Source organism: Corynebacterium hesseae, assembly GCF_037850265.1.
Classification (GTDB): domain Bacteria; phylum Actinomycetota; class Actinomycetes; order Mycobacteriales; family Mycobacteriaceae; genus Corynebacterium; species Corynebacterium hesseae.
On record NZ_CP137211.1, the window covers coordinates 1,704,865 to 1,729,557 of the forward strand.

23 protein-coding genes are annotated in these 24,693 nt (G+C 60.1%); 11 read left to right on the forward strand and 12 right to left on the reverse strand.

The window, feature by feature from the left end:
* Window positions 1-89 precede the first annotated feature (89 nt).
* On the forward strand, window positions 90-1,214 hold the full coding sequence (locus R3O64_RS07980; protein ID WP_070520090.1) for an ATP-binding protein: 1,125 nt from the start codon (window positions 90-92) through the stop codon (window positions 1,212-1,214).
* 10 nt (window positions 1,215-1,224) lie between these two features.
* Here the strand turns inward: R3O64_RS07980 and R3O64_RS07985 are convergent, their stop codons facing one another.
* Window positions 1,225-2,538 (reverse strand): DUF4921 family protein, encoded by a 1,314-nt coding sequence (locus R3O64_RS07985; RefSeq protein WP_185963332.1) that lies wholly within the window; start codon window positions 2,536-2,538, stop codon window positions 1,225-1,227.
* A gap of 51 nt (window positions 2,539-2,589) precedes the next feature.
* On the opposite strand from R3O64_RS07985, the gene R3O64_RS07990 reads away from it, so the two are divergent.
* Together R3O64_RS07990 and R3O64_RS07995 are read left to right on the forward strand one after the other, a co-directional pair.
* Window positions 2,590-3,405, forward strand: coding sequence for a PhzF family phenazine biosynthesis protein (locus R3O64_RS07990; protein WP_144014447.1), 816 nt, complete (start codon window positions 2,590-2,592; stop codon window positions 3,403-3,405).
* On the forward strand, window positions 3,398-4,786 hold the full coding sequence (locus R3O64_RS07995) for a protein adenylyltransferase SelO family protein (RefSeq protein ID WP_339016589.1): 1,389 nt from the start codon (window positions 3,398-3,400) through the stop codon (window positions 4,784-4,786). Before R3O64_RS07990 ends, R3O64_RS07995 begins: the two co-directional genes overlap by 8 nt.
* A gap of 289 nt (window positions 4,787-5,075) precedes the next feature.
* Here the strand turns inward: R3O64_RS07995 and mqo are convergent, their stop codons facing one another.
* Window positions 5,076-6,578: a malate dehydrogenase (quinone) gene (gene mqo, locus R3O64_RS08000; protein ID WP_070565585.1), complete on the reverse strand. Its 1,503-nt coding sequence runs from the start codon at window positions 6,576-6,578 to the stop codon at window positions 5,076-5,078.
* 301 nt (window positions 6,579-6,879) lie between these two features.
* On the opposite strand from mqo, the gene R3O64_RS08005 reads away from it, so the two are divergent.
* From R3O64_RS08005 to R3O64_RS08030, 6 genes are all read left to right on the forward strand, one after another.
* Window positions 6,880-7,881 (forward strand): alpha/beta hydrolase, encoded by a 1,002-nt coding sequence (locus tag R3O64_RS08005; RefSeq protein ID WP_230307821.1) that lies wholly within the window; start codon window positions 6,880-6,882, stop codon window positions 7,879-7,881.
* A 67-nt stretch (window positions 7,882-7,948) separates the two neighbouring features.
* A complete protein-coding gene (gene mtr, locus R3O64_RS08010; RefSeq protein WP_154761834.1) occupies window positions 7,949-9,325 on the forward strand; it encodes a mycothione reductase in 1,377 nt (458 codons plus the stop codon).
* A 340-nt stretch (window positions 9,326-9,665) separates the two neighbouring features.
* A complete protein-coding gene (locus R3O64_RS08015) occupies window positions 9,666-10,097 on the forward strand; it encodes a hypothetical protein (RefSeq protein WP_070533147.1) in 432 nt (143 codons plus the stop codon).
* 40 nt (window positions 10,098-10,137) lie between these two features.
* Window positions 10,138-10,536, forward strand: a complete 399-nt coding sequence (locus R3O64_RS08020) for a hypothetical protein (protein ID WP_070533149.1) — start codon at window positions 10,138-10,140, stop codon at window positions 10,534-10,536.
* Window positions 10,537-10,845: 309 nt separating this feature from the next.
* Window positions 10,846-11,199, forward strand: a complete 354-nt coding sequence (locus tag R3O64_RS08025) for a hypothetical protein (RefSeq protein ID WP_070562839.1) — start codon at window positions 10,846-10,848, stop codon at window positions 11,197-11,199.
* Between the two features lie 47 nt (window positions 11,200-11,246).
* Window positions 11,247-11,681, forward strand: a complete 435-nt coding sequence (locus tag R3O64_RS08030) for a hypothetical protein (RefSeq protein WP_339016600.1) — start codon at window positions 11,247-11,249, stop codon at window positions 11,679-11,681.
* 125 nt (window positions 11,682-11,806) lie between these two features.
* Here the strand turns inward: R3O64_RS08030 and map are convergent, their stop codons facing one another.
* The 5 genes from map to dxr form a co-directional block, all read right to left on the reverse strand.
* Window positions 11,807-12,676: a type I methionyl aminopeptidase gene (map, locus tag R3O64_RS08035; RefSeq protein ID WP_339016601.1), complete on the reverse strand. Its 870-nt coding sequence runs from the start codon at window positions 12,674-12,676 to the stop codon at window positions 11,807-11,809.
* 69 nt (window positions 12,677-12,745) lie between these two features.
* Window positions 12,746-14,596 (reverse strand): penicillin-binding transpeptidase domain-containing protein, encoded by a 1,851-nt coding sequence (locus R3O64_RS08040; protein ID WP_339016603.1) that lies wholly within the window; start codon window positions 14,594-14,596, stop codon window positions 12,746-12,748.
* 57 nt (window positions 14,597-14,653) lie between these two features.
* Complete coding sequence (gene ispG / locus R3O64_RS08045) at window positions 14,654-15,817, reverse strand: flavodoxin-dependent (E)-4-hydroxy-3-methylbut-2-enyl-diphosphate synthase (protein ID WP_070445607.1); 1,164 nt, start codon at window positions 15,815-15,817, stop codon at window positions 14,654-14,656.
* Window positions 15,818-15,881: 64 nt separating this feature from the next.
* On the reverse strand, window positions 15,882-17,090 hold the full coding sequence (locus R3O64_RS08050; protein ID WP_339016607.1) for a site-2 protease family protein: 1,209 nt from the start codon (window positions 17,088-17,090) through the stop codon (window positions 15,882-15,884).
* Window positions 17,091-17,105: 15 nt separating this feature from the next.
* Window positions 17,106-18,272, reverse strand: a complete 1,167-nt coding sequence (gene dxr, locus R3O64_RS08055; RefSeq protein WP_070686157.1) for a 1-deoxy-D-xylulose-5-phosphate reductoisomerase — start codon at window positions 18,270-18,272, stop codon at window positions 17,106-17,108.
* Window positions 18,273-18,463: 191 nt separating this feature from the next.
* On the opposite strand from dxr, the gene R3O64_RS08060 reads away from it, so the two are divergent.
* Window positions 18,464-18,913 carry a DUF2631 domain-containing protein gene (locus R3O64_RS08060; RefSeq protein ID WP_070533158.1) on the forward strand — a complete coding sequence of 150 codons (450 nt, stop codon included), beginning with the start codon at window positions 18,464-18,466 and terminating at the stop codon, window positions 18,911-18,913.
* An 89-nt stretch (window positions 18,914-19,002) separates the two neighbouring features.
* On the opposite strand, the gene R3O64_RS08065 is transcribed toward R3O64_RS08060, so the two are convergent.
* The 3 genes from R3O64_RS08065 to rlmN form a co-directional block, all read right to left on the reverse strand.
* On the reverse strand, window positions 19,003-20,592 hold the full coding sequence (locus R3O64_RS08065; RefSeq protein ID WP_246818426.1) for an ABC transporter permease: 1,590 nt from the start codon (window positions 20,590-20,592) through the stop codon (window positions 19,003-19,005).
* Window positions 20,589-21,410, reverse strand: coding sequence for an ABC transporter ATP-binding protein (locus tag R3O64_RS08070; RefSeq protein ID WP_070533159.1), 822 nt, complete (start codon window positions 21,408-21,410; stop codon window positions 20,589-20,591). Before R3O64_RS08070 ends, R3O64_RS08065 begins: the two co-directional genes overlap by 4 nt.
* 71 nt (window positions 21,411-21,481) lie before the next feature.
* Window positions 21,482-22,588 (reverse strand): 23S rRNA (adenine(2503)-C(2))-methyltransferase RlmN, encoded by a 1,107-nt coding sequence (rlmN, locus tag R3O64_RS08075; protein WP_070533381.1) that lies wholly within the window; start codon window positions 22,586-22,588, stop codon window positions 21,482-21,484.
* A gap of 93 nt (window positions 22,589-22,681) precedes the next feature.
* Between rlmN and R3O64_RS08080 the strand changes: the two genes are divergently transcribed.
* Complete coding sequence (locus tag R3O64_RS08080; RefSeq protein WP_070562827.1) at window positions 22,682-23,089, forward strand: LapA family protein; 408 nt, start codon at window positions 22,682-22,684, stop codon at window positions 23,087-23,089.
* 3 nt (window positions 23,090-23,092) lie between these two features.
* On the opposite strand, the gene R3O64_RS08085 is transcribed toward R3O64_RS08080, so the two are convergent.
* Window positions 23,093-23,947, reverse strand: a complete 855-nt coding sequence (locus tag R3O64_RS08085; RefSeq protein ID WP_180952038.1) for a phosphatidate cytidylyltransferase — start codon at window positions 23,945-23,947, stop codon at window positions 23,093-23,095.
* A gap of 127 nt (window positions 23,948-24,074) precedes the next feature.
* Window positions 24,075-24,632 carry a ribosome recycling factor gene (gene frr, locus R3O64_RS08090; RefSeq protein ID WP_070533163.1) on the reverse strand — a complete coding sequence of 186 codons (558 nt, stop codon included), beginning with the start codon at window positions 24,630-24,632 and terminating at the stop codon, window positions 24,075-24,077.
* Window positions 24,633-24,693 lie beyond the last annotated feature (61 nt).

Consider the following 24,693-nt stretch of genomic DNA (forward strand, 5'->3'; position numbering starts at 1 on the left):
TCTATTTATCAATTTATCTACGCCCGCCGATTTATCTATTTATCAATTTATCTATTTATCAATTTATCTGCCTGCTATATACTTCCAGCATGACTGGAAACCCTTTTCGCCCAACCTTTGGTGCCAGCCCACTTAAGTGGGCTGGCCGCAGTGCGGTCCTCAATGACTTCACGGTTGGGCTCGACGGCGGAGTTGGCAACCCTAATCGCGCAATGCTTATTAGCGGTCATCGTGGGATGGGCAAAACGGTCCTGTTGACTGAGCTCGAGGACATCGCAGCCCAACAAGGATGGGCTGTTATTCGAGTCAGTGGTCGAAGCAATTCAGTCACTCAGCTCATCGACTCCATCATCCCAGAAAAGATCAACCAGCTGGCTTCTCCATCAACCCGTCGAATCAAAGACATACGTATAGCGGGCCTCGGTGGCATTGGTACTGAAGAGATTGGTACGCCACCAGTGCCAACATTAGAATCGCGCTTGCGCGAACTCTCCGCTCATCTCCGAGACAGCGGAATTCTACTTACTATCGATGAGATTCAGGACGCCGATCCTCATGACCTTGAGATAATCGCAGTCGCATTCCAGCATCTTGTTCGCGATGAACTCGACGTTTCCATCGTGATGGCAGGGCTTACTGCCGGTGTTGACAAGCTTCTACACCTGCCGGGAACAACGTTTCTGCGCCGTGCCCGCAGATTTCACCTAGGACCTGTTAACCCGCAAGCTACGACCAGCGCTTTCAAAGATACGGCAGCTTTGACTTCGATTGCTTTCAACGACGAAGCCGCCGACCGCGCTACTGAAGCGAGCCACGGTTATCCCTTCCTCATCCAGCTCATCGGGTACTTGGCCTGGAACGCTGCATCCCAAGCCAGTGAGACGACCATTTCCTCAACAACCGTCGACGCAGTTCTTGGTGAGGCAATCACGACAATGGGAACCCAAGTGCACGATCCTGCGGTACGTGCGCTCAGCCAACGACAACTTGAGTACCTTCACGCGCTGGCTGATATCGCAGATGAGGCGGGGACGGCCACATCTGGCGCTATCGCTCACGAGCTGAAGACAACGACGACGTCTCTCAGTGAAGTGCGCGCGCGTTTGCTAGAGCAGGGGCTTATCGATGCCCCACGGCACGGCACGGTTGCTCTCGCCCTGCCGTACCTCCGCGATTATCTTCACGCAGGCGGCGAACAAACCTACGTGGACTAAACGTTACTGATTACACCAGCGGGTTATAACGCAAACTATTGCGTTTGAGCTCGCACTCAGTGGCGATAGAGATGCCGGAGGCAATCTTTCCGCGCTCACGAAGGCGGAACATGGCGTCCACGACGCGATCACGCAAGCCCCATGGATCGATGGTGTTGATGTAGACCTTCGTGCCGCCTTCAAAGCCGGCCAAGGTCGATACCCTGAGCTTGATCATCACGCGCCACGGCTGCGGCAGATCCACGCTGGGTGGGCGGTGGTGCCACTCTTCATTGCATGCCACATCCGGCCCCACTGCGGCGTGTGCAGCATGGATCAGATCCGACATTCCACGGACTTCGCCAGGTGTTTGTTCCCACGGTTCACAGCGGGGCGACTTGGAGAAGATCTCCAGCGTGGGATAGCGGTGGCCAAAGCCGGCGAAGAGGACCGCATAGTCATTCTCTGCGATAACAAGGTTGCGCTTTGCCGCATACCCAACTGCCCAATCGTTGTACATGTTGGGGTGTGCACGTAGAATCGCATTTTCTTGCTGGGCTGCCATGCCCAGAGCATCAATCGCGACGAGCTGCTTGTGCAGGTGGTCGAAGGACGCGCCCGCCGGTGCCAGCCAGTTCTGGAACACGGCGACATAAGAGGCATAGCGGTTTCGCTGGTAGAGCTCGCGCGTTGATTCCGCGGTGAAGGTTGTGAGCAGAAAGTGCTCATCGGGGCTCAGCGTGCCGGAGGAAGCCAGCTGGCTGTCGTCGACCGCCCCCTCCACGAAGTGGCGCGAAGAAATGATGACATCGTGCCCGCCACCGAAGAAGCCATCGGCGAGGGCGAGGAGAGAGTCGTCGCCCAGCGCGGCGTCTTTGCCCGCGGCCTTGAGTTTGGTGCGCACCACGTTGAGTACGTGCAGGCGCCCGGCCTCATCGGCTTCATATTTCTCCTTGTGCTGAGCTAGGTCTGGGTCCATGGTGAAGCCATAGTTCTCATGCCAGTAGTCATAAGACACGATCTCAAAAAGGTTAGGAACCCGGCGAAACACCGGCTGGGTTGTGTCCAGCTCGTGTGGAAGGAGCCCGCGCTGGATCTCCCCCGAAGCCAGGATGCGGGACTTTTCCGGCGGGGTGTCTAACATGCGCCCGGAGCAAAAAGCACAGCTGTGCGTCATGGCATCGGCCGTCAGGGGCTGCGGATCCTTCGCAGGACGCGAGAGCGGACGGTTTCCACGTCCCGGCACCGTCCACACCTCCGTTCCGGAGAAGGGGTTGACCTGTTTGACGGTCCCATCCGCCATGGTCTGGATAGGTTCGACGCGGCTAAAGAGTGCTTCGCTCATGCAGCCCAGCGTAGACCTCCCTGCTCACCGGTGCGACTAGACTTAAGCCTCATGCAGCACCGATTCTTTGAAGTAGATGTCTTTGCCACTGGGCCGTTTACGGGAAATCCCCTTGCTGTGGTGGCGGATGCCGACGGCTTGAGCACCGAAGAGATGCAGCGCATCGCACACTGGACAAACTTTTCGGAGACAACCTTCCTGTGCTCGCCTACGGATCCACGTGCAGACTACCGAGTGAGGATTTTTACCCCGTACGAGGAGTTTCCTTTCGCCGGCCACCCGACGCTGGGCAGCGCACGCGTGGCGGCGGAACTGCTCGGAAAGAACGGCACCCTGAATCAGGAATGCGGAGTTGGGTTGGTCACCGTGCGCCAGGAAGAGGGCCGCTTCGCCTTCGCTACCCCGCCCTTGGTGCGTGAAGGGGCGCTTAGTGATGAGGAGCGGGCTGAGGCAGCCGCCGCCCTCGGGATCGGCGAGGACAGCATCCTTGACTCCGGCTGGGTAGACAACGGGCCCGGCTGGCGCCTAGTCCAGCTCGAGTCTGCCGAGGCCGTGCAAAATCTTCGCCCCACGCCCACCCCGGGCGTCAAAGTGGGCGTAGTCGGGCTCACCGGTAATGATCACCCCGCTTATGTAGTCCGCGCCATCACCGGGCAATTCGAGGATCCCGTCACCGGTTCCTTCAACGGCGGCGCTGCCCAATTCCTGCGCGCCAAGGGTGCTGTTCCTGCCCGCTATACCGCGGCACAGGGCGGCCAGGTAGGGCGCGATGGCCGCGTCTATATCAACGACGATGGTCATGACATCTGGGTCGGCGGCAACGCCCACGTTCGCGTGCGCGGAACCCTGGAGTCACGCGATGTCTGATGCCTCCCTCCCTTTCGAGCTACGCAGCGAGTTCGCCCAACGCCTTTCCCACATGGTCACGGCGAGCCGGGGCGAAGAACAGCCAACGGCGCGAATGGTAGTGCTCAACGAAGAGCTAGCCGCCGAACTGGGCCTCGACCTGGACTGGCTGCGCAGCGAAGACGGCCTGGAGTTTCTCCTCGGCCGCGGTCCAGTTACTCCCCACGCAATGGCCTACGCCGGCTTTCAGTTCGGCCAATACAACCCGACAATGGGTGATGGCCGTGCCCTCCTCTTGGGTGAAGTCACCGGCCCCACCGCTGCGCACAACCCCACGGGCCTCTGGGATCTGCATGCCAAAGGGACAGGACTAACCCCCTATTCGCGCTATGGCTCTGATGGGCGCGGCACGCTGCGCTCGATGCTGCGTGAATATCTCTTCTCCGAGTCGATGCACGCCCTCGGTGTACCCACCACAAGGTCGCTGGCGGTCATCGGGACCGGCCGTCCCATTCAGCGCCAGATGGTGGAGGAAGCAGGCGTTCTCGTGCGCGTTGCCGCGAGCCACATCCGTGTTGGTTCCTTCCACTTCGCCGCGCACTCGCAGGTACCCGGGTTGCTCCAGCGGCTCGCCGATTACACCATTGAACGCCACTACCCTGGCGCCGACTACCGGGAGCTGTTTACCCGCGTCATGGACGCACAGGCAGCGACGGTTGCCGGGTGGATGCAGGTGGGTTTCATCCACGGCGTGATGAACACCGATAACACCACGCTATCGGGTGAGACGATTGACTACGGGCCGTGCGCGTTCATGGAAAACTATGACCTCAATACCTGGTTTAGCTCCATCGATACGCAGGGCCGCTACCGCTTTGGGCGCCAGCCCGACATGCTGGGCTGGAACCTTGCGCGGTTGGCGGAATCACTGCTGCCGCTTTTCGACGTCTCCCCCAACGCCGCCCTCACCTGGGCTCAGGCGGCCATCAATTCCTTTGGCGAGCGCTATGAAAAGGCGCGCCGCCGCGAAGCCGCGAACCGTTTGCAGATTCCCGATGAGCTCTTCCAGGACTATAGTGCGGCCCTTGCACAGTCCGCTCCGGATCTCACGCAGGCCCACCGCAGTCTCGTCAGCGCAGCGGCGGGTGAACCGGCAGAAGCCTATGAGATGTTTGGTGACGCTCGATTTGTTGATGCCTACCGTGCTAGTGGCCCCAACGTCGAGTCTCTCAAGCAAACCGTGCCCCGCGTGATTCCCCGCCCGCGTCTGGTCGAGGCCGCACTGAGCGATGCTGAAGAATTCCCCCGCTTGCTTCACGCCACCACGCGTCCCTTTACTGCCGCACCAGAATACGAGCAACCGGGTGGCACGGAAGGCTACCTCACCTACTGCGGAACGTAAGAGAAGAAAAGGAAAACACACCGCCGCCCCGAGGCCTCCGTAGGAAAGGAAACGGAGTCTCGGGGCGGCGGTGCGTCTCTATCTTTCACTGCCACGCTCCCGGTCGGTTTCTCAGGCCGACCGCCCCGCGCGGCTGGGGTTCTCTCTATCTCTCTCGCATGCGCTCTCTCAAACGCACACCATTATTATGGGGCGCTCTCCTTGGTGGAGCGTTCCGGTGCACTGGACGCTCCCTGCCAGTTACTGAGAATTACCTGCGAGGCAGGCACCTACGAGCCGAAAGGAGAATTTACTTGGACTCAAGCTGCAGGGTCTTCTGCGTGTACTCCCACATCTCGTTGTAGAGCTTCTTGTCCTTGGAGAGCTTGGTGCCGTAGGAAGGAATCATTTCCTGAATCTTATCGCCCCACTGGATCATGTGCTCACCGAAGCAGCGCTCGAGCAGCTCCACCATGATGGCCGGGGTGATGGACGCTCCCGGGGAAGCGCCGAGCAGGCCGGCGATGTTGCCCTCAGGGTTATTGATGAGGGTGGTACCGAACTCCAAGGAACCGAACTGCGGTGCACCCGCCGGCTTAATCACCTGGACGCGCTGGCCGGCGATGACGGTCTCCCAATCTGCCGGGTCTGCGCTCGGTACGTACTCCTTCAGGGTCTCGACGCGCTTGTCGAAGTCCTTGAGGACCTCAGTAACCAGGTACTTGGTCAGGCCGAACTCCTGTGCCGCAACGCCCAGGTAAGAGGTGATGTTATCCGGACGAATGGACTTAAACAGGTCCAGGTAGGAGCCCTTCTTGAGGAACTTCGGGGACCAGCCGCCGTACGGGCCAAACAGCAGGCCTTGCTCGCCATCAATGACGCGGGTATCCAGGTGCGGCACGGACATCGGCGGAGCGCCCACAGCAGCCTTGCCATAAACCTTGGCGTGGTGCTGCTTAATCAGATCCGGGTTCTTAGAACGCAGCCACAGACCGGAAACCGGGAAGCCTGCGAAACCAGAAACCTCGCGGACCCCAGCCTTGCGCAGCAGGTCGAGCGCGTAGCCGCCTGCACCCACGAAGACGAACTTGGCGTGGACGGCCTCGTAGTCACCGGTGTGCAGATTCTTTGCCACCACGCGCCACTTGGAACCATCGCGCTTGATATCGACGACCTCGTGGCCGTAGCGGATCTCGGTACCCGCTGCCTTAGCCGCGGTGAAGAACTGCTTCGCCAGGGCACCAAAGTTGACGTCGGTACCAACTTCGGTCCAGGAAATAGCGACCTTCTGGGCGTTGAAGTCACGGCCTTCCGACATCAGAGGAAGCTTTTCCTGGAAGGTAGCGTCATCATCGCTGAACTGCATGTTCGGGAACATGTGGTTGTCCTTCAGCGCATCGAAGCGGCGCTTCAGGTAGTCAACCTGGATGGAACCCTGTGCAAAGGACACATGCGGAACTGGGTTGATGAAGGCCTTCGGGTCCGTCAGAATGCCGTTGTTGAGCTGGTGGGACCAGAACTGGCGCGAAACCTGGAACTTCTCATTAATGTTCATGGCCTTGGAAACATCAATGCGGCCATTCTTCTCCGGGGTGTAGTTCAACTCACACAACGCGGAGTGGCCAGTACCAGCGTTATTCCACGGGGAGGAGGATTCAAGCGCAGGGCCGTCCAAGCGCTCGAAGACCATCTGGGTCCAGCTGGGCTCGAGCTCACGCAGCATGGCGCCGAGGGTGGCGCTCATAATACCTGCACCAATGAGTGCGACCTCAACCTCGTCTACTACTTGTGCTGTCTTCTTATCGGAGGACACTGTACTTATTACCTCTTTAAGTCGATGTATTCGATGTGGTCAAATGCCCCGCACATGTGGGTGCACAGGGCGCGGCGAGAAAGCGCTCGACGATGCTAGGGTCCAAGCTGGCATACAGACCACCCCTGCGGAAGGTCCGTCAAGCATTAATTCCACTTTACGCCCCTTATTGCGAAATAGGCATTCCTGAAAAAATAAATGCCCGATTTCGAATTTGTTACCCCATTTGTGGTGCAGGGTGTTTCCCGTCAGCGCTCCGCTCTGCCAGATGCATCTGGCCGCGCGACCTATCATGAATCCCATGACGCATAACGAACTCGAATGGTCAGAAGACATCCTCGGCCCCGACTTCCAGGCCGCTCCACTCGTACTCGGCACCGACCCTGACGGCGAAGGCAATGTCTGCGCGACGCTCGTGCGCTACTGCCCCGGCGGCGACGCCCATGATGACCGCCCTGCCTTACTGTGGGTCCACGGGATGACGGACTATTTCTTCCACGACCACGTAGCACGCTACTTTTATGAGCTCGGCTATGCCTTTTACGCTGTCGACCTGCGCAAGTGCGGACGCTCTCGACGGGACGGTCAGACCTGGCACTACATCAGCGACTTGCAGTACTACGACGCTGATCTCAATGCAGCTCTCGATGCCATCCCCAACCAGCGTGTCATCATCATGGGCCACTCCACCGCCGGCACCATCACCGCGCTCTGGCTCGATCGCCTTCGCCGCCATGATCGCGAGCGTTTCGCCCGCATCGCTGGTGTCGTGTTCAACAGCCCCTGGCTAGCCATGATGGGAATACCGAATGGAACCTACGAGACGCTCAAGCACGTTATCTATGCCGGCGCTGCCATCGCCCCACGACTCGAAATACCCACCGGTGACCTCACAACCTATGGGGAGTCGGTCCATTCCGGGGAACAGGGCGACTGGGACTTCGATCTTCGCCTGAAGCCGCTGGGCGGACACCCCAAGTTCCTGGGTTGGGTTGCAGCAGTCTTCCGCGGCTTCGACGCAATCCACTCCGGCCGCATCAACATTGGGCTCCCGCTGCTCACTATAACCTCTGGACGCTCCGAGCTCAACCGGCCATACAGCGAGTCCTCCAATACCGCCGATACTGTCGTTGATGTACGGCAAAGCCAGCGCTGGGCCAAAGAACTCAGTGCTCGCTACACGCTCCACGTTGTCAACAATGGGCGCCACGATCTCTTTCTCTCGCGTCCCGAGCCGCTACAAGACGCTCTCTCCGCCACGGCGGAATGGTTGAGCACAGTAGCACCACTTGAGACGGATTAACCTCCCGCGCCTCGCGCTCCTAAAAGCCTGCACGGTTTGCGGCTAGTCAACCTTTAGAATAATCGGCATGACTTCCGCACAGCACTTTGACCTCGTCATCATCGGCACAGGTTCGGGAAATTCAATCCCCTCTCCCGAGTTTGACGATAAATCCATCGCCATCATTGAGAAGGGAACCTTCGGCGGCACGTGCCTCAACGTAGGCTGCATCCCCACGAAGATGTACGTCTACGCCGCCGACGTTGCGCTCGCCGCGCGCGAGGCCACGCGCCTTGGGCTCAGCGCCCACGTGGATGCTGTGGATTGGGAGGGCATCGTCAAGCGCGTGTTCCACAACCGAATCGATCAGATTGCCCAGGGCGGCGAAGAGTACCGCCGTGGCGAGGAAACGCCCAATATTACAGTCTTTGATCAGCACGCTCGGTTCATCGGACCGAAGACCCTGCAGGCGGGTGAGGACATCATCACCGGTGACAATATAGTCATCGCTACCGGTTCACGCCCCGTGCTACCCGAGCCGTATGCCAGCGCCACTGCCCCGGTTCACACCAATGAAGACATCATGCGTCTTGAGAAGCAGCCGCGCAGCCTCATCGTTGTCGGTGGCGGTTATATCGCCATGGAGTTTGCTCACGTCTTCGACGGCCTGGGGACCGACGTCACCGTAGTCAACCGCTCGGAGAAATTCCTCCGTTTCCTCGATGAGGACCTAAGCTCCCGCTTCAACGACATCGCACGCAAGCGCTTCGACGTCCGCATCGGCACCGCCACAGCGCTCGATGAAACCGAGGACGGAGTACGCCTTACCTTGGATAGCGGGGACGTCGTGGAGGCAGAAGCCATCCTCGTTGCCACCGGCCGCCAACCCAACGGCGACCAGATGGATCTTTCCGCCAGCGGCATCGAGATGCACGAGGACGGACGCATTAAGGTCGACGAGTTCGGCCGCACAACGTGTGAAGGCGTGTGGGCGCTCGGGGATGTTTCATCTCCATACATGCTCAAGCACGTGGCCAATGCGGAGCAACGCGCAGTGCAGCATAATCTGCTGCACCCGGATGATCTCCAGCCCATGCCCCACGAACACGTTCCCGCCGCCGTCTTTACGCACCCGCAGATTGCGACGGTCGGCCTCACTGAGGCGCAAGCCCGCGAGGAGGGCTACGACGTCACCGTAAAGGTGCAAAACTTTGGCGACGTTGCCTATGGCTGGGCCATGGAAGACTCAACGGGCATCTGCAAGCTCGTGGCCGACCGGGCCACTGGCAAGCTCCTCGGCGCCCACATCATGGGCCCACAGGCCTCCACGCTTATTCAGCAGCTGATCACCGCGATGAGCTACGACCTGGACATGCGCGAGTTCGGCCGCTCACAGTATTGGATCCATCCGGCACTGCCGGAAGTAGTGGAAAACGCTGTTTTGGGACTAGAGTGGCTAGAGTGAAAGTTACACCGAAATGAGTGACGTTTTTCACATTGGCAGTGAACTAATTTCACTATTCCCGCTGAACACCACTACAAGCACGTCTTAACCCCAACAACATCTGCCAGAAACCTTTAAGAAAATCACCCATTTCGGGGGTGATAACAGGCAGGCGATGAAAGAACGCTCAAACTGACGTGCATTTTGCCTGACCGTTGGCTAGGTTAATTACGGACACCGGAACGAGCCGATACTCTCTACCGGCTCAGTGTGTTTTGGGGATACCAAACTAATCCCTATCCCTGTAAATCAAGACCTCTCAACCGGAGGCCTTGCACGTACGACACTAAGGACTTTTGATATGCGTATCCGCAATGCAGCCCTCGCCGGCGCTACTGCTCTCGCTGTTACCTTCGGCGGCTCCACCGTCGCTTTCGCACAGGACGCTGCTCCGCAGGACGAGAACGCCTCCTCCACCTCCCAGGAGAACGGCTCCTCCGCTTCCGAGGAAGGCACCAAGGGCGAGGCTTCCCTGTCCTCCAAGATTGGTGACTGGTTCTACGTTGATGAGAACGACAACAAGGGCACTGAGGCTGACGGCCGCGCCATCTTCGGCTCCTCCAAGCACGAGCACTGCGACGCTGACGAGACCGACCAGGACTGCACCTCCCTCGGCGATCAGCCGACCTGGGCCAAGACCTTCTACGGCCTGGGCATCGCTAGCGCCGTCGCTTCCGTGGCTGGCCTGATCGGCGTTGTTTACAACTTCTTCGTCCACGGCCCGTCCTTCTAAGACGTCTCCCCCACACACTTTTCCGAAAGGCTTAAATTTCATGCGTAACTTCCGCACCGCCGCTGTTGCTGCTGCAACCGCTGTTTCCGTTGCTTTCGCTGGTACCTCCGTTGCTTTCGCTGCAGAGGCCGATACCGAGACCAACACCACCTCCTCCGAGCTGTCCTCCGCTGGCGACAAGGTCAAGGAGAACGACTCCGACGCTACCCTGTCCTCCAAGTGGGGCGACGCTACCGAGGGTGACAAGAAGGTCTCCGGCGAGGATCTCTTCGGCAAGGAGAAGGCTGAAGACAACCCGCTGTGGGCTGAGATCTGGCGCGATGGCACCTTCGCTGCTTTCGGCACCGCTATCGCTGGCGCTCTGATCGCTGCTTACAACTTCGCTGTGTACAACAACATCGTTCCGCAGCACGTGCTCGATCCGATCTTCCGCCGCTAATTAAGCTGCGGGTACGCTGACTAGCTCAGCGCGCTTTTTCTAGCGCCCATCCTCTTTTCTTGAGGATGGGCGCTTTTGCATGCCCAATTTTCTAATGATTCGGGACAATCTTGATGCTGGCTTGATCATTTCTTAGCGGTTTAATGTGGCTGTGAACGTAGCTAAGTAACTAGAGCTCTCTAAGAGGGAAATGGGAAAGTTAGTGGTGAAGATTCCGTGAATCCCTCCAATGTTTACGCTAGAATCGCTCAAGTGACTTGGGACACCCTAGTTACTCCAGTTCCTACGAGGTTTAAAAGGATTCACACTATGCGCATTCGCAAGGCCACCATTGCTGGTGCTACCGCTCTCGCTGTTGCATTCGGCGGCGCCACCGTTGCTTCCGCCGCAGAGGGCAGCAGCAACGATTCCGCCACCAACTCTTCCGCATCTGCTGGCGAGCAGCAGGGCAACCAGAAGGCAGGCGGCTCCTCCGAGCTGGGCAAGGCACTCGACGCCCAGAAGGAAGCAAACGGCCAGAACATCTTCGGCCAGAAGTCTTCTATCTCCGGTGAGCCGAAGTGGGCACAGGCCCTCGCCGGCATCGGTATCGTCGCCACCATCATCACCATCGCCGGTGGTCTGGTTGGCCCGGCACTGAACTACCTCAAGTACGGCATGTAGTTCTCCCCTTCCCCTTCTAACCCACTTTCTGAAAGGCTTTACTCAAGATGCGTAAATTCCGCACCGCCGCCGTTGCTGCTGCAACCGCCGCTACCATCGCCTTCGCTGGCACCACCGTTGCTTCCGCCGCTGAGGCTGTTGAGGGCTCCGGCCTGACCGAGCAGCAGGTTCAGGAGGAGCTCCAGAAGGACGCTACCTCTTCCGAGATGTCCTCCGCTCTCTCCTCTGAGGGCGAGGGCTCCCTCTCCTCCAAGCTGGGTAGCGTGACCGATGGCAACATCACCGGTAATGGTGCCGACGCTTTCGGCTCCACCAAGAATGAGTCCCAGGTTCCGCAGTGGCTGGACCTCTGGCGTGGTGGCACCATCGCTATGGTGGCCGCTGCTGCTGTCTCCACCGCAGTCGCCGGCTACAACTACGCCGTGTATTCCGGCATGATCCCGGACTACGTTGGCCAGGCTTTGAAGAACGTCTCCTTCTAGTTAGCGCTCTTTACTGGCAGCACAAAGCCCTCCACCCCACCGTGTATTGCACGGGGAAGGTGGAGGGCTTGTTTTGTTTCGGCTATGTTTAAACGCTCGACGTTTAAACGCTCGGCGCTTAAACGCTAGGCCTCATCCGGCAGGGTGAGGATCTCGTTGCCGTCATCGGTGATGACGATGGTGTGCTCGAACTGGGCGGTGAACTTGCCATCGGTGTTCTGGACGGTCCAGCCGTTATCCCAGATCTCATAATCCAGGGAACCCAGGTTGATCATCGGCTCGATGGTCAAGGTCATTCCGGGCTCGAGGATGTCACGGTAGGTCATGGAATCGTAGTGCAGGACAACCAGCCCGTTGTGGAAGGTGGGGCCTACGCCGTGACCGGTAAAGTCAGTGACCACGTTGTAGCCAAAGCGGTGAGCATAGGACTCAATGACGCGTCCGATGACGTTAATCTCGCGGCCCGGCTTGGCTGCCTTAATGCCGCGCATCATCGCTTCCTTGGTGCGCTCCACCAACAGTTTGTGTTCTTCGGTGACGTTGCCAGCAAGGAAAGTAGCGTTGGTATCGCCGTGGACACCATTCTTGAACGCGGTGACGTCGATGTTGACAATGTCACCGTCCTCAATCACCGTGGTATCCGGGATACCGTGACAGACAATCTCGTTGAGGGAGACACAGCAGGACTTCGGGAAGCCCAAGTATCCCAGCGTCGACGGGTATGCGCCGTGGTCACACATGTACTCGTGCGCAACGCGGTCAATCTCGTCCGTGGTCACACCGGGAGCCACAGCCTTTCCCGCCTCCTGAAGGGCGTTGGCGGCAATCCGAGAGGCCTCACGCATGGCCTCAATAACCTCTGGGGTCTGCACGAATGGCTCGCCCTGGGCTTCCTGGACCGAGTCCTTCCACACGTACTCCGGGCGCTCAATGTCCTTCGGTACCTTGCGGATTGGAGTATCTTTTTCTTGCTTCAGCATCGCGCGCTTAGTCATAACTACTCATGGTAGCCCTCTTCCCCAGCGCCCGACAAAGGACACCACAGGCGCGCTGGCTTCGACGCGCTACTGCTCTTGTGCGGGGGCAACCTCGCCGTGGCCTTCCGCTCGGAGGGCGTCGAGGCGCTGCAGGAAATTGTCCGTGATGTTGACCGAAATTGTCGAACCACCGCCCAGAACAACCAGAGTTGCGAAAGCGATATCGTCGTCGCGGTAGCCGGTGAACCAGGCATGCGAGCCACCATTGATCTCCGCCTCACCGGTCTTGCCGTAGACGGTGCCCTGTGCCTGCATCCCCGATGCACTACCGCTTGCCACCACCTGGCGCATCATGTCCCGCACCTGAGTCAAGGTCTCCTCGCTGGGCGCGGGGACCTTTTCGGACACCTTGGTCTCACGTGACTCAATAAGCGTCGGCGTCGGGGTCTTGCCCGCCGCAACCGTCGAGGAGACAAGCGCCATGCCGAAGGGAGAAACGAGGTCGAGGCCCTGGCCATAGCCAGCTTCCGTGCGCTCGAGGGGCGTCTCGCCCTCGGGGATGGAGCCGGTGAGCGTCGATAAGCCCGGCACCTCATAATCGATACCCAGGCCGTATTGTTTGCCCACATCGCGCAGTTCACCCTTCGGCAGATCCGTTGAGATCTGCGCAAAAGTGGTGTTGCAGGATTGTGCAAAGGCTTGGCGCAGCGGCACCGAGCCGAGGGAGAACCCGTTGTAGTTGGTGACGGTGCGCCCATACAGCTCCATGGTGCCGGGGCACGGAACGATAGAGTCTGGGGAAAGGCCTTGCTTGTCGACGCCCGCCGAGGCCGTAATGATCTTAAACACCGAACCCGGTGGGAACTGGCCTTGGAGGGCGATATCGCCCTTCTTATCTGCCTCCGGGGTTTGGGCCACGGCTAGAATCTCGCCGGTCGAAGGGCGCATGGCTACGAGCATGGCCTCGTATTCTGCACGCTGATTGACGGCTTCTTGCGCGGCACGTTGGACGTCATAGTCCAGCGATACCTTGATGGACGGAGCTGCCTCGGGTTCATGATGCTCGACGTCGGAAAGCGCGGCTCCGTGTTCGTTGACAACAGAAACGGACCATCCATTTGTGCCGTCGACTTCCTCGGAGACCATGGAGCGCACGCGGGCGAGGATGTCCGGGGCCAAACCGGTATCGCGCGTGATGAGCGCCGGTTCCTCGTTAAAGCGAATCCCCTTCTGGTTCTCCAGAACTGGGCGCAGCCGCGCTGCCTGCCCCTCGTTGAGCATGGCGACCGAATAAGAGCCATCGACCTCTTCGAGGTTCTTGGCAAGTTCACCAGAGTCAATCTCCGGGATGGAATCATCCTCTTGACGAGCTTGGCTCAACGCACCGGACACCTTTGCCGCCATGGGACGCAGATCGGAAACGGCGTCGGTGTCAACGACCAGCCGGTATTGCAAACCCGGAGACATGAGCTCCACCCCATCGGAGGAGACCACGCCGGCGCGTTTTGGCGCTATTGAGCGCAACTCGAGGTGTTGGTGCGCGCCGAGATCGGGGTGGATGATGCTGGGCTGCCAGCGCACCGTCCAGTCTTTCTCCTTGCGCGTTAAGGCCATCGAGGTGTCATAGCGCAAGGAACGATTGCGAGGCAGGGTCCACGTCACCGAATAGTGCGCGGTGGCTTGGGCCTCTTGTTGATCAACCCCGGTCAATTCGACGTCGAGCCCCTCCGCTTGCAGGCCCGCGAAGGTTGCGTCGAGTGTGTTCGTAGCTGTGCTGCCATCATCGACAAGCTGCACCAAGTCCTCGTTATTGCGGGTTTCCATGTCTTCCAGGAATTGCTCAGCGACTGGACGTGCGGACACCGGCTTGGGGGTGCATCCCACCAATGACGACGCCGCGATACCTGCCGCACCGAGCAGCGCCACGAACCTCTTCATGCTTGGGCAGCGTAGCAGTCTGGGGCGGCCAGACGGCCGCCCCACACCGCAGGGGCGCTACTTGGTAACGCGGACCTCAGCCTTGGCGCCCTCCACGGCTTCGAGGCCTTGCTCTTCTGCCAAGCGCATTGCCTCTTCGATGAGCGTTTCCACGATCTTGGACTCGGGAACGGTCTTGATGACCTCACCCTTAACGAAGATCTGGCCCTTGCCGTTACCAGAGGCCACGCCGAGGTCGGCATCGCGGGCCTCGCCCGGACCGTTGACCACGCAGCCCATGACAGCCACGCGCAGCGGGAACTCCATGCCGTCGAGGCCTTCGGTGACCTCGTTAGCAAGCTTGTAGACGTCCACCTGTGCGCGACCACAGGACGGGCAGGAAACAATCTCGAGCTTGCGCGGGCGCAGGTTGAGGGACTGCAGGATCTGGTCACCGACCTTGATCTCCTCGACCGGATCCGCCGACAAGGACACGCGGATGGTGTCACCGATGCCCTCGGCGAGCAGGGCGCCGAAAGCCACGGAAGACTTGATGGTGCCCTGGAATGCCGGGCCGGCCTCGGTGACGCCGAGGTGCAGCGGGTAGTCGCACTGAGCGGCGAGCTGGCGGTAGGCCTCCACCATGACGACGGGGTCGTTGTGCTTGACGGAAATGGCGATATCGCCGTAGCCGTGCTCCTCGAAGAGGCCGGCCTCCCACAACGCAGACTCGACGAGAGCCTCTGGGGTGGCCTTGCCGTACTTCTCCATGATGCGCTTATCCAGGGAGCCCGCGTTGACGCCGATGCGAATCGGGATACCGGCATCGCCGGCGGCCTTCGCCACCTCTTTAACGCGGCCATCAAATTCCTTGATGTTGCCCGGGTTGACGCGCACCGCAGCGCAGCCAGCATCGATGGCGGCAAAGATGTACTTGGGCTGGAAGTGGATATCTGCGATCACCGGGATCGGGGACTTCTGCGCAATCGCTGGCAAAGCCTCCGCATCAACCGTCTTCGGGCAGGCAACGCGAACGATGTCGCAGCCGCTGGCGGTCAGCTGAGCAATCTGCTGAAGGGTGGCGTTGACGTCGTGCGTCTTCGTCGTGGTCATCGACTGCACTGAAATCGGGTGATCAGAGCCCACGCCCACCTGGCCAACCATGAGCTGACGCGTCTTGCGGCGCGGCGCCAGGGTGGGAGGCGGGCCGTCGGGGATTCCAAGACCAATAGGGGTCGACATGTGTGCTCCTTGCTAATTGGGTTTTAACGCCCCTACTCTAGCACCGCGCACCGCAGGTGGATCACTAGCCAAACAGCCGAATTGGGTTAACCACGTCCGCGATCATGATGAGAGCACCCACCGCCATGAGGAGGAAAGCCAGCACATAGGTCACCGGCATGAGCTTGGTGTAATCCGCGGGCCCTTTCGGGTCCTTGCCCATGAGGCGGCGCAGGGCGTCACGGATCTTCTCATAAATGATGACGGCGATATGGCCGCCATCGAACGGCGGGAGTGGGATGAGGTTAAACAGCGCGAGGAAGAAACTGAGGGTGGCCAGCATCATGAAGAAGGATGACCACAGGCTTCGCTCGACCAACTCGCCGCCCACCCGGGAGGCTCCCACCACGGACATTGGTCCGTTAACGTCGCGCTCCTGCCCAAAGATGGAGGCCACCACGCCCGGGATCTTCGCTGGGAATTGCGCGATTCCTTGGACCGTGGCGTTGAGCGCATAGCCCGAGTAGCGGGCGGTCGCCGGGAAGGCATCGACGAAGGAGTAGGTCTCCCTGATATCGATAATCTGGTTGCTCATACCGATGGCACCGACCTTCACCAATTGCCCCTCGGCATTGAGCCGAGTCACTGTAGCAAGCGTGATGTCGAAGTCACGCGGCTCGCCATCGCGTTCGACTTTGAGGGTGACAGTGTCGCCGGGATAGTTCATGACGGTATCGCGAAGCTGCGCAAAGGAGTCCATGGTCTCGCCGTTCAGCGCGAGAACGATGTCCCCAGGTTCCACGCCCGCCTCACCAGCAGGGCCTACTCCCTGGCACGGTTCGAGTTCGCCATCGGCCTTCTGATTCGCCGCGCAGGACACCTCGCCAACGCGCGGGCGCACATCCGCGTCTGGGTTGGGCAAGCCCGTCGTCATGGCGATGATCAGCAGGATAATAAATCCTAAAAGCAGGTTGACGGTGATGCCGCCGGCCAGCACGATGATGCGCTGCCACGCCGGTTTCGTGTACATGGCATAGGGCTTTTCCTCTTCCGTGAGGAACTCATCCTGCGCCGTCATGCCTGCGATATCGCAGAAACCACCCACCGGGAAGGCAGCGAGGCCATACTCGGTGTGTCCACGCGTAAAGGACGCAACGCGCGGACCGAAGCCGATGAAATAGCGGCGCACACGCATGCCGAAGGCACGAGCGCTAAACATGTGACCGGCCTCGTGCAGGGCAACGGTGATGCCGATCCCCAAGGCGAAGAGAACTATGCCGAGGACATTTGCCATAGATCGTAGGGCTTTCTAACGAGCGAGCGAATCCACCATCGCGTTGGCGCGACGGCGGGCCTCGCCTTCCACGGCGAGGACATCATCGACGCTAGAGGGTACACCAGCGAACTGCGCGGCCTGATCCACGACGTGGCTGACAACGTCAACAATTTCCGGGAAGTGAATGCGCCCCGCCAAGAAGGCCGCGGCCGCCTCCTCGTTGGCGGCGTTGTACACGGCAGCGTGGGTACCTCCGGCGGCGGCAACCTCGCGCGCCAAGCGAACGGCCGGGAAGGCCTCATCATCCAGCGGCTCAAAATGCCAGTCATGCGCGGTGGAAAAATCCAATGCCGGCTGGGCACCCGGCACGCGGCGCGGCCAATCCAGCGCCAGGGAGATCGGCAGCTTCATCGACGGAGGCGAGCACTGCGCGATGGTGCAGCCATCGGTAAACGTCGCCATCGAGTGGACGATGGACTGGGGGTGGACGGTGACCTCGATGCGCTCTGGGGAGACGTCGAAAAGCAGCGTGGCCTCAATGAGCTCCAAGCCCTTGTTGACCAGCGTGGCGGAATTCAGGGTGTTCATCTGCCCCATCGACCACGTTGGGTGCTGCGCAGCCTGCTGCGGGGTGACATCCCACATCTCCTCGCGGGTCCAGCCTCGGAAGGGACCACCGGAGGCGGTGAGGACGAGGTGATCAAGCTCCACATCACTGCCCGCTCGCAAGCATTGCGCCATGGCGGAATGCTCGGAATCCACCGGAATGATCTGACCCTCCCCCGCCAGGCGGGTCACGATGGAGCCACCGGCGACGAGGGATTCCTTATTCGCTAGCGCTAGAAGCTCGCCTTTTTCCAAAGTCGCAACCGTGGAGGCTAGGCCCATTGAACCGACGAGCGCGTTGAGGACCTTATCCGCATCGATGGCCCGGACCAGCTGCTCTGCGGAATCTGGGCCGGAGAGCACGGTGCCGCCGAGGGCCTCGGAGACGGTCCGTGCCGCATCGGGCTTGGCGACGGCCACGTGGTCAAACGAAAGGTTGAGGGCACGAGCCTGCTCGATAATGAGCTGCGGGTTGGAGCCGCCGGCGGCAATGCCTACGACTGTGAACTTATCCGGGTTATCCGCGATAACGTCCAGAGCCTGGGTGCCGATCGAGCCAGTAGAGCCGAGAATAAGAATGCGTTGGGTACTCACCCTCTCAACCCTAGCCGGTCAACCCTAGTCGGAGTCCTGTGCGCTCCGATAGCGATAAGCGGGGGTGTTTAATCGCGGTTGCCGGCAGGATCATTTAAACTACTACACAGAATAACTGGCATTTTCGTGCGCTCGCCTCACGCAACTAGTTCTAACCAGGGCGGGCCGCATGTACACGCAAAGGAGAGCAAGTGTCTTCCCACAAGCCGGCATCGCAGGTTTTCGACGGCGTATCCACCGATGACGTCCCGTCCGCAGGTTTCGGTTGGTCCCGCATCAGCCGCTCGGGCGTACAGATCGCCGGCTGGACGTCCGTCGCGTTCCTGCTTGCTTATAACTTTGGTAACCACAAGGGCCACGTAGAGACGGTCTGGCTTATCGCCTTGGCAGTCCTCATCGCCCTCGGCTTGGTCATTTACGCTCTGCAGCCGAAGCTCTCCCAGGTACGCACCTTGACTGCCCGCAACAAGCCGGTGGGCCACGAGGAGCCGGACTGGGCATACGAGCAGAAGACCGTTGGCAACGTCTACGCTTCCCTGACCGATGACGAGCTGCGTGCCCTCAACATTGAGCCCTCCCGCGTCGCTCACCTCCGCGGCGTGTCCGACGGCCGCCACGCTGCCAAGCCGGTGGCTAACTAAAGCTTCTTCGCTGTAAACAAAAGCTCCCTTCCCGCAGTTCATGAATGAACTGCACATGGAAGGGAGCTTTTGTACTATCTGCTCAACCCCTAGCTCACGTAACGGTTTACCGTGGCGTAAATCTCCGGGGTTCGCTCCTGCGCCCTCTTTCCGGCGAAGCGCCAGACAGCGGCGTAGACAAGTGACGGAACCAGCAGAGAAACTATCACAGCGGCGTACAGCAGCCAGCCGCCGCGCTCATAGCTGAGGGCAGAAACCACGATGCCGGGAAGCGCGGGCACCCACACCAGCATCATGCCGACGAACGCCGTGAAGAAAGCGCCAGCGGAATAGCCGGATTTGTCATTCCACCGGTTCTGTCCCGGGGCTGACAAGGGATAAGGGTTAAGCACGGTCAGTCCCAAGCCCACCGCCGCCGTGGAAATGAACACGCCTAGAGCCACAGCTGTGCACAACATGCCCAAGGTGAAGTTGTCGCTAAAGACAAGAACCACTACAGCAAGCAGCACAAACCCGATCAAGGGAATAGTGACGTGTGCGAGGTGGCGCGCATGAAGGATGGTACGCGGAGCAACCGGCGCCACCATGTGGACCCAATTCGACGGCCCATCGAAGCCATAATCATTAGCCAAGAGCGAAGAGAGCACGATCGCGCTGAAGCACAGCATGAAATATGCGGTGAAATCATCGCCCTTCCACAACTGATATAGGGTCAGCACGCCAAACAAAGGCATCGTGTAGAGCATGCCGGTTTGCCGCTTATCGCGGGTGAGATAACGCAGTGCGCGAGAGTATTCCATCGCCGCCGGGCTGGAATAAGACCAAGCGCCCAACTCCAACTTGGACACACCCTTGCCCGTCACTTCGCTGGCTGCGTCACCGCCTGTTCCGGGGTTGCGCATGAGGCCGCCTATCTGACGGGACCATGCCCATACCAGCAGGACAAGGCTGCCCACCGCGATCAGTAGTTGGGATAGGGCGGTGATGAGGTGGCCGTCGGCAAGCGCGAGCGCCCACCCCACCCCGGCACCCAACGGGGTCCAGGCCATGATGGTGCCCACCGAATCGAGCGGAGGCAAGGACTCGAGGACGCTCTGTGCCTGCAGCATGCCAAAGACCAGCAGGCCCATAACCACCATCGCCGCAATTTGGGTGCGCGACTTTTGGGAATCCGCGATAGCGGAAGCCACTTGGCCAAGACATTCGCCAACGATGATGGTCGTCGCGCACGACAGCACCATGCCCACGACGAAGGGCACCGCAGCCCACCCGGTTCCTGTCAGGATGAGGAAAATGCTGCCGATGATCGCATACACCAGGGAAAAGACGACCGACATGATGGCGCGGGTGGTCAGCAGACCGGAGAAGAACAGCCCCGGAAGGACCTCGCGGGGAGTCAACGGAAGTGCGCCCAGGGTTGTCGGGCTCAATTGATTCTCTCCCGCCGGCATAAAGAGAGCGAGGAGTACGTAGATGAGCATGCCGCCCGCCACGCCGACGGTCAGTGCTTGGTAGCCGTGTCCGGGCGTGGTGATATCTGCATACACCATGGCTGCGATGGAAAAGAGGCCGATTGCTCCGTAAATCAGCATCATGAGCCCCATCATGAGCGTCGCCGGGTTGGAGGAAACGCTTCGCCACCACAGAGTGCGATGAAGGCTGAACAGAGTGGATGTCATTCAGCGTCACCTGCCGCTGGCGAACGCAGCCACCCAAACTTCGAGGCATCCAGGTCCCGCCCGCCGACGGCCGCGATAAAGAGATCGCTCAGGCTTTGGCCCTGGCGGACATCGTCGACGTGACCCGCGGTGATGACTTGGCCGCCGTTGATGATGGCGACGTGGTCGCACAGCCCCTCGACGAGCTCCATGACATGTGAGGACAAAATAACCGTGCCGCCGCGGGAGGCATAGGCGCGCAGCATCTGCTGGATGAGGCGCCCGGAGACCGGATCCACGGCTTCCAGAGGCTCGTCAAGGATAAGCACCTCCGGGTTGTGCAGGACGGCCCCGGCCAGGAGGATCTTTTTGGTCATGCCGGCGGAATAGTCCGCGATGCGTTTATCGGCGGCCTCGGAGAGGGAGAGGGCGTCGAGAAGCTCCTGCGCACGACGCAGCGACTCGGAGCGCTCTAACTTGTGAAGGGCGCCGAGGTAGTGAAGGTATTCAGCGCCAGTGAGACGGTCAAAGACCGGCGCCCCATCCATGAGCAGCCCCATGGCCTGTTTGGCGGGGATGGGTTCCTCCCACACGTTGTGGCCGGCGATGAAGCTGTGGCCGGCATCAGGGCGCTGGAGGCCACACGCCATGGTCAGCATCGTGGTTTTGCCCGCGCCATTCGGCCCCACTATCCCGTAGATGGATCCGCGCGGTACATCCAGGTTGAGGCTGTTGACGGCAATCTGAGAACCAAAAGACTTGCGCAGATCGCGCACCGCTAAAGCTTGGGTGCGTGGATCTGCCGCTAAGTCCTCGCGATAAGGATGAGTCATAAGCATTAACGGTATCAAGAACCATTAATGCTTTCTCCTCCGGCGAAACTATTGTTAGGAAACTGTAAGCAGAGCTCTTAAGCGCTCTCACGCTCGTCGGCGGCGAGCTGGCCACAGGCCGCAGCAATTTCATCGCCCTTGGTATCGCGCACGGTGCACGGCACGCCCTGCGCGATGACGCGGCGAACGAACTCGTCCTGGCGCGCCTTCGGGGCAGCATCCCACTCCGAGCCCGGCGTGGGGTTCAGCGGGATCACATTGACGTGAACCTTGGAGCCCAGAGCCGCATGCAGCTTCCGGCCCAACATGTCAGCGCGGAAATCCTGATCATTCTTATCGCGGATCAGCGCGTACTCGATGGAGACGCGGCGGCCAGACTTGTCGGCGTAGTACTTAGCGGCATCGAGGACCTCCTCAACCGGCCAGCGGTTGTTGACCGGCACGAGGGTATCGCGCAGCTCATCGTCCGGGGTGTGCAAGGAGACGGCGAGGGTGCAGGACAAGTCCTCATCCGCGAGCTTGCGGATGGCCGGAGCCAAGCCGACCGTCGACACCGTGACATTGCGCTGGGAAAGGCCGAAACCGGTGAGGTCAGCGCCGGTAATCTGGCGCACCGCGTGAACCACGCGCTTGTAGTTAGCCAACGGCTCACCCATGCCCATGAAAACAACGTTGCTTAGGCGCCCGCCCTCCTCTTCCATGAGGCGGGCAGCGTGCCTAAACTGCTCCACGATTTCCGCGGTGGACAGGTTGCGGTCCAACCCGCCCTGGCCGGTGGCGCAGAACGGGCAGGCCATGCCGCAGCCAGCCTGGGAGGAGATACACAATGTTGCGCGCCCTGGGTAGCGCATGAGCACGGATTCCAGCAAAGTGCCGTCGTGCAAACGCCACAGGGACTTGGTGGTTTCCCCATCATCGGTAGAGGTCTGACGAATGGGCTCCATGAGCGTGGGGAACAAACGCTCCTGCACCGCCTCGCGGGAGGCGGCCGGGATATCCGTCATCTCAGAGACATCGGCGGTGTGGTGGACGTAGTAGTGCTTGGCCAGCTGCTTTGCCCGGAACTTGGGCAGGCCAAGTTCCGCGAGCGCCTCAATGCGCTCGGCCTCGGTCAGGTCCGCGAAGTGCTTCGGGGGTAGCCCGCGCCGCGGAGCGGAGAAATTCAGTTTCAGTGGTTCAGCCATGGTAGAGCCCATTTTCCACGTTTTCGGCCACATTATCCAATCTAAGTTCTGCTGGAGTGGCGAAAGTGACATCTCAACCTATTTAATAGATGCATGACGAATCCAGAAAACTCCCCCGAGGAATTCCGCCCCTCCACCACTCCGGCCGAGGAGCCGCTGAATGATTACACCGCGGAAGCCCCCGCGACCGAAGGGCCAGTAGAGCCGGTTCCGACAACTTCGGACTATGCGGAGAAAAATGATGGCAAGGTGAAGGGCTCCTTCGCAGCCAGCACGTGGATCGCCCTGATCGTGGGCTTCCTACTGCTCATCGTCCTCATCATTTTCATCCTGCAGAACCAGCACCAGGTACCGCTCAACTTCCTTAACTGGACCGTCCAGTTCCCTGCCGGCGTCACCTACCTCATCTGCGCCATCTCCGGTGCGCTCATCATGGCCCTAGTAGGCGGCTGGCGCATGTTCGAGCTACGCCGCCAGGTGCGCAAGCAAGCTCGCCGCTAAGCCTTAAGGTGCGAGGGTGGTAAGGAAGCTCATTGCCACCCACGTCACCATCGCGGACGGCAGCATGCCGTCCAAGCGGTCCATGATGCCGCCGTGTCCCGGCAACAAGGCAGACATGTCCTTGATGCCTAGCTCGCGCTTGAACTGGGATTCCACCAAGTCACCGAGGGTGGCGCAAAAGACAAGACCCAATCCCATCAGTGCGCCCACCCACGGCTTGTGGTGAAGCAGGAATGCGAAAGAAAGCGCGCCGGTAAGGGTTCCGAAAACAACCGAACCGGCAAAACCTTCCCACGATTTTTTGGGGCTGACCGCCGGGGCCATGGGGTGCGAGCCAAACATCACGCCGGCGATAAAGCCACCGGTGTCTGAGGCGACGACACAGAGCATAAACACGACAATCGACGCCGCCCCCGAAGCAAAGGGCGTCTCCACCCGCGAAAGCATCGCGGCAAACGTGCCAAAGAGGGGTATCCAGGTCAGCACGAAGATGCCCATCGACATATCACGGAGATAGTTAATTGGCGGACGGTGCCTGCCGTTGTGGAAGAGGCGCCCGAACATGAGCGCCAGAACCGCAACCACATACACCGCAACGAGGCCCGGGGCGTTGAGGAACCACGAGACCCACACCATGGCTTGGCCAAGAACGATCAGCAGGGTGCGCGGGACATAGTAGGAGTGCTCCCGCAACCGGGTGAGAACCTCCCACATGCCCAAGCCCACTGCGGTGGCGACGACGAGATACCACACCAAAGGCCCGGCCCACACCGCAAAAACGACGAGCGCGCCCAAGCCGACGCCGACGGCAATCGCCGCGGGCATGTCTCGGCCCGCGGAATTCTTGGGTTTCGGCATCCGGCTCGGGTGCTCAGTGCTCACGCATGCTCCTCAGGTAGTCGTGGGTGCTTAAGCTCTACACAGAAAAGACCGCCGTGCTGGTCGGTGCCTGGCGCGGCGGCAAGTCAAAGCTCGTGTGTGGAGGCTACACCTCCATGAGCTCCTCTTCCTTATTGGCGACGAGCTTGTCCACCTGCTCGATGTAGCCGGAAGTAATCTTTTCCATTTCCTTCTCTGCAGCGATGACCTCGTCCTCGCCAGCATCGCCGTCCTTCTGCAGCTTCTTCAGCTGCTCCATGGCACGGCGGCGAATGTTACGGATAGCAATCTTGCCGTCCTCACCCTTGCTCTTAGCCAGCTTGACCATCTCACGGCGGCGTTCCTCAGTCAGCTGCGGAATAGTAACGCGCAGCACCTGACCATCATTGGTCGGGTTCACACCGAGATCCGAGTTGCGGATTGCGTTCTCAATCTCATTCATCACGGACTGCTCATAAGGCTTGATGAGCAGCATGCGCGGCTCAGGAACCGAGATGGTTGCCATCTGGGTAATCGGGGTCGGCACACCGTAGTACTCAGCGACCAAGCCGTTAAACATGGCTGGGTTGGCGCGGCCGGTGCGGATGGTGATCAGCTGCTCGCGGGCGTGCTCCACCGAGGCGGTCATGTGCTCTTCAGCTTCGAGCTGAATCTCGTCGATCATGAGGGTTACAACTCCCTTGAAATAGTCAAAAGTACTGGGAAAGAATGTAGCAGGTCGCGGC

Coding starts and splice junctions, on each gene's coding strand:
- R3O64_RS08085 (WP_180952038.1), bottom strand. CDS start 23,947: ATGCCGAAACCCAAGAATTCCGCGGGCCGAGACATGCCCGCGGCGATT.
- R3O64_RS08040 (WP_339016603.1), bottom strand. CDS start 14,596: ATGAAGAGGTTCGTGGCGCTGCTCGGTGCGGCAGGTATCGCGGCGTCG.
- R3O64_RS08070 (WP_070533159.1), bottom strand. CDS start 21,410: ATGCTTATGACTCATCCTTATCGCGAGGACTTAGCGGCAGATCCACGC.
- R3O64_RS08005 (WP_230307821.1), top strand. CDS start 6,880: ATGACGCATAACGAACTCGAATGGTCAGAAGACATCCTCGGCCCCGAC.
- R3O64_RS08025 (WP_070562839.1), top strand. CDS start 10,846: ATGCGCATTCGCAAGGCCACCATTGCTGGTGCTACCGCTCTCGCTGTT.
- R3O64_RS08080 (WP_070562827.1), top strand. CDS start 22,682: ATGACGAATCCAGAAAACTCCCCCGAGGAATTCCGCCCCTCCACCACT.
- R3O64_RS07985 (WP_185963332.1), bottom strand. CDS start 2,538: ATGAGCGAAGCACTCTTTAGCCGCGTCGAACCTATCCAGACCATGGCG.
- frr (WP_070533163.1), bottom strand. CDS start 24,632: ATGATCGACGAGATTCAGCTCGAAGCTGAAGAGCACATGACCGCCTCG.
- R3O64_RS08020 (WP_070533149.1), top strand. CDS start 10,138: ATGCGTAACTTCCGCACCGCCGCTGTTGCTGCTGCAACCGCTGTTTCC.
- R3O64_RS08015 (WP_070533147.1), top strand. CDS start 9,666: ATGCGTATCCGCAATGCAGCCCTCGCCGGCGCTACTGCTCTCGCTGTT.
- R3O64_RS07990 (WP_144014447.1), top strand. CDS start 2,590: ATGCAGCACCGATTCTTTGAAGTAGATGTCTTTGCCACTGGGCCGTTT.
- R3O64_RS08050 (WP_339016607.1), bottom strand. CDS start 17,090: ATGGCAAATGTCCTCGGCATAGTTCTCTTCGCCTTGGGGATCGGCATC.
- map (WP_339016601.1), bottom strand. CDS start 12,676: ATGACTAAGCGCGCGATGCTGAAGCAAGAAAAAGATACTCCAATCCGC.
- R3O64_RS08065 (WP_246818426.1), bottom strand. CDS start 20,592: ATGACATCCACTCTGTTCAGCCTTCATCGCACTCTGTGGTGGCGAAGC.
- R3O64_RS08030 (WP_339016600.1), top strand. CDS start 11,247: ATGCGTAAATTCCGCACCGCCGCCGTTGCTGCTGCAACCGCCGCTACC.
- rlmN (WP_070533381.1), bottom strand. CDS start 22,588: ATGGCTGAACCACTGAAACTGAATTTCTCCGCTCCGCGGCGCGGGCTA.
- ispG (WP_070445607.1), bottom strand. CDS start 15,817: ATGTCGACCCCTATTGGTCTTGGAATCCCCGACGGCCCGCCTCCCACC.
- R3O64_RS07980 (WP_070520090.1), top strand. CDS start 90: ATGACTGGAAACCCTTTTCGCCCAACCTTTGGTGCCAGCCCACTTAAG.
- mtr (WP_154761834.1), top strand. CDS start 7,949: ATGACTTCCGCACAGCACTTTGACCTCGTCATCATCGGCACAGGTTCG.
- R3O64_RS07995 (WP_339016589.1), top strand. CDS start 3,398: ATGTCTGATGCCTCCCTCCCTTTCGAGCTACGCAGCGAGTTCGCCCAA.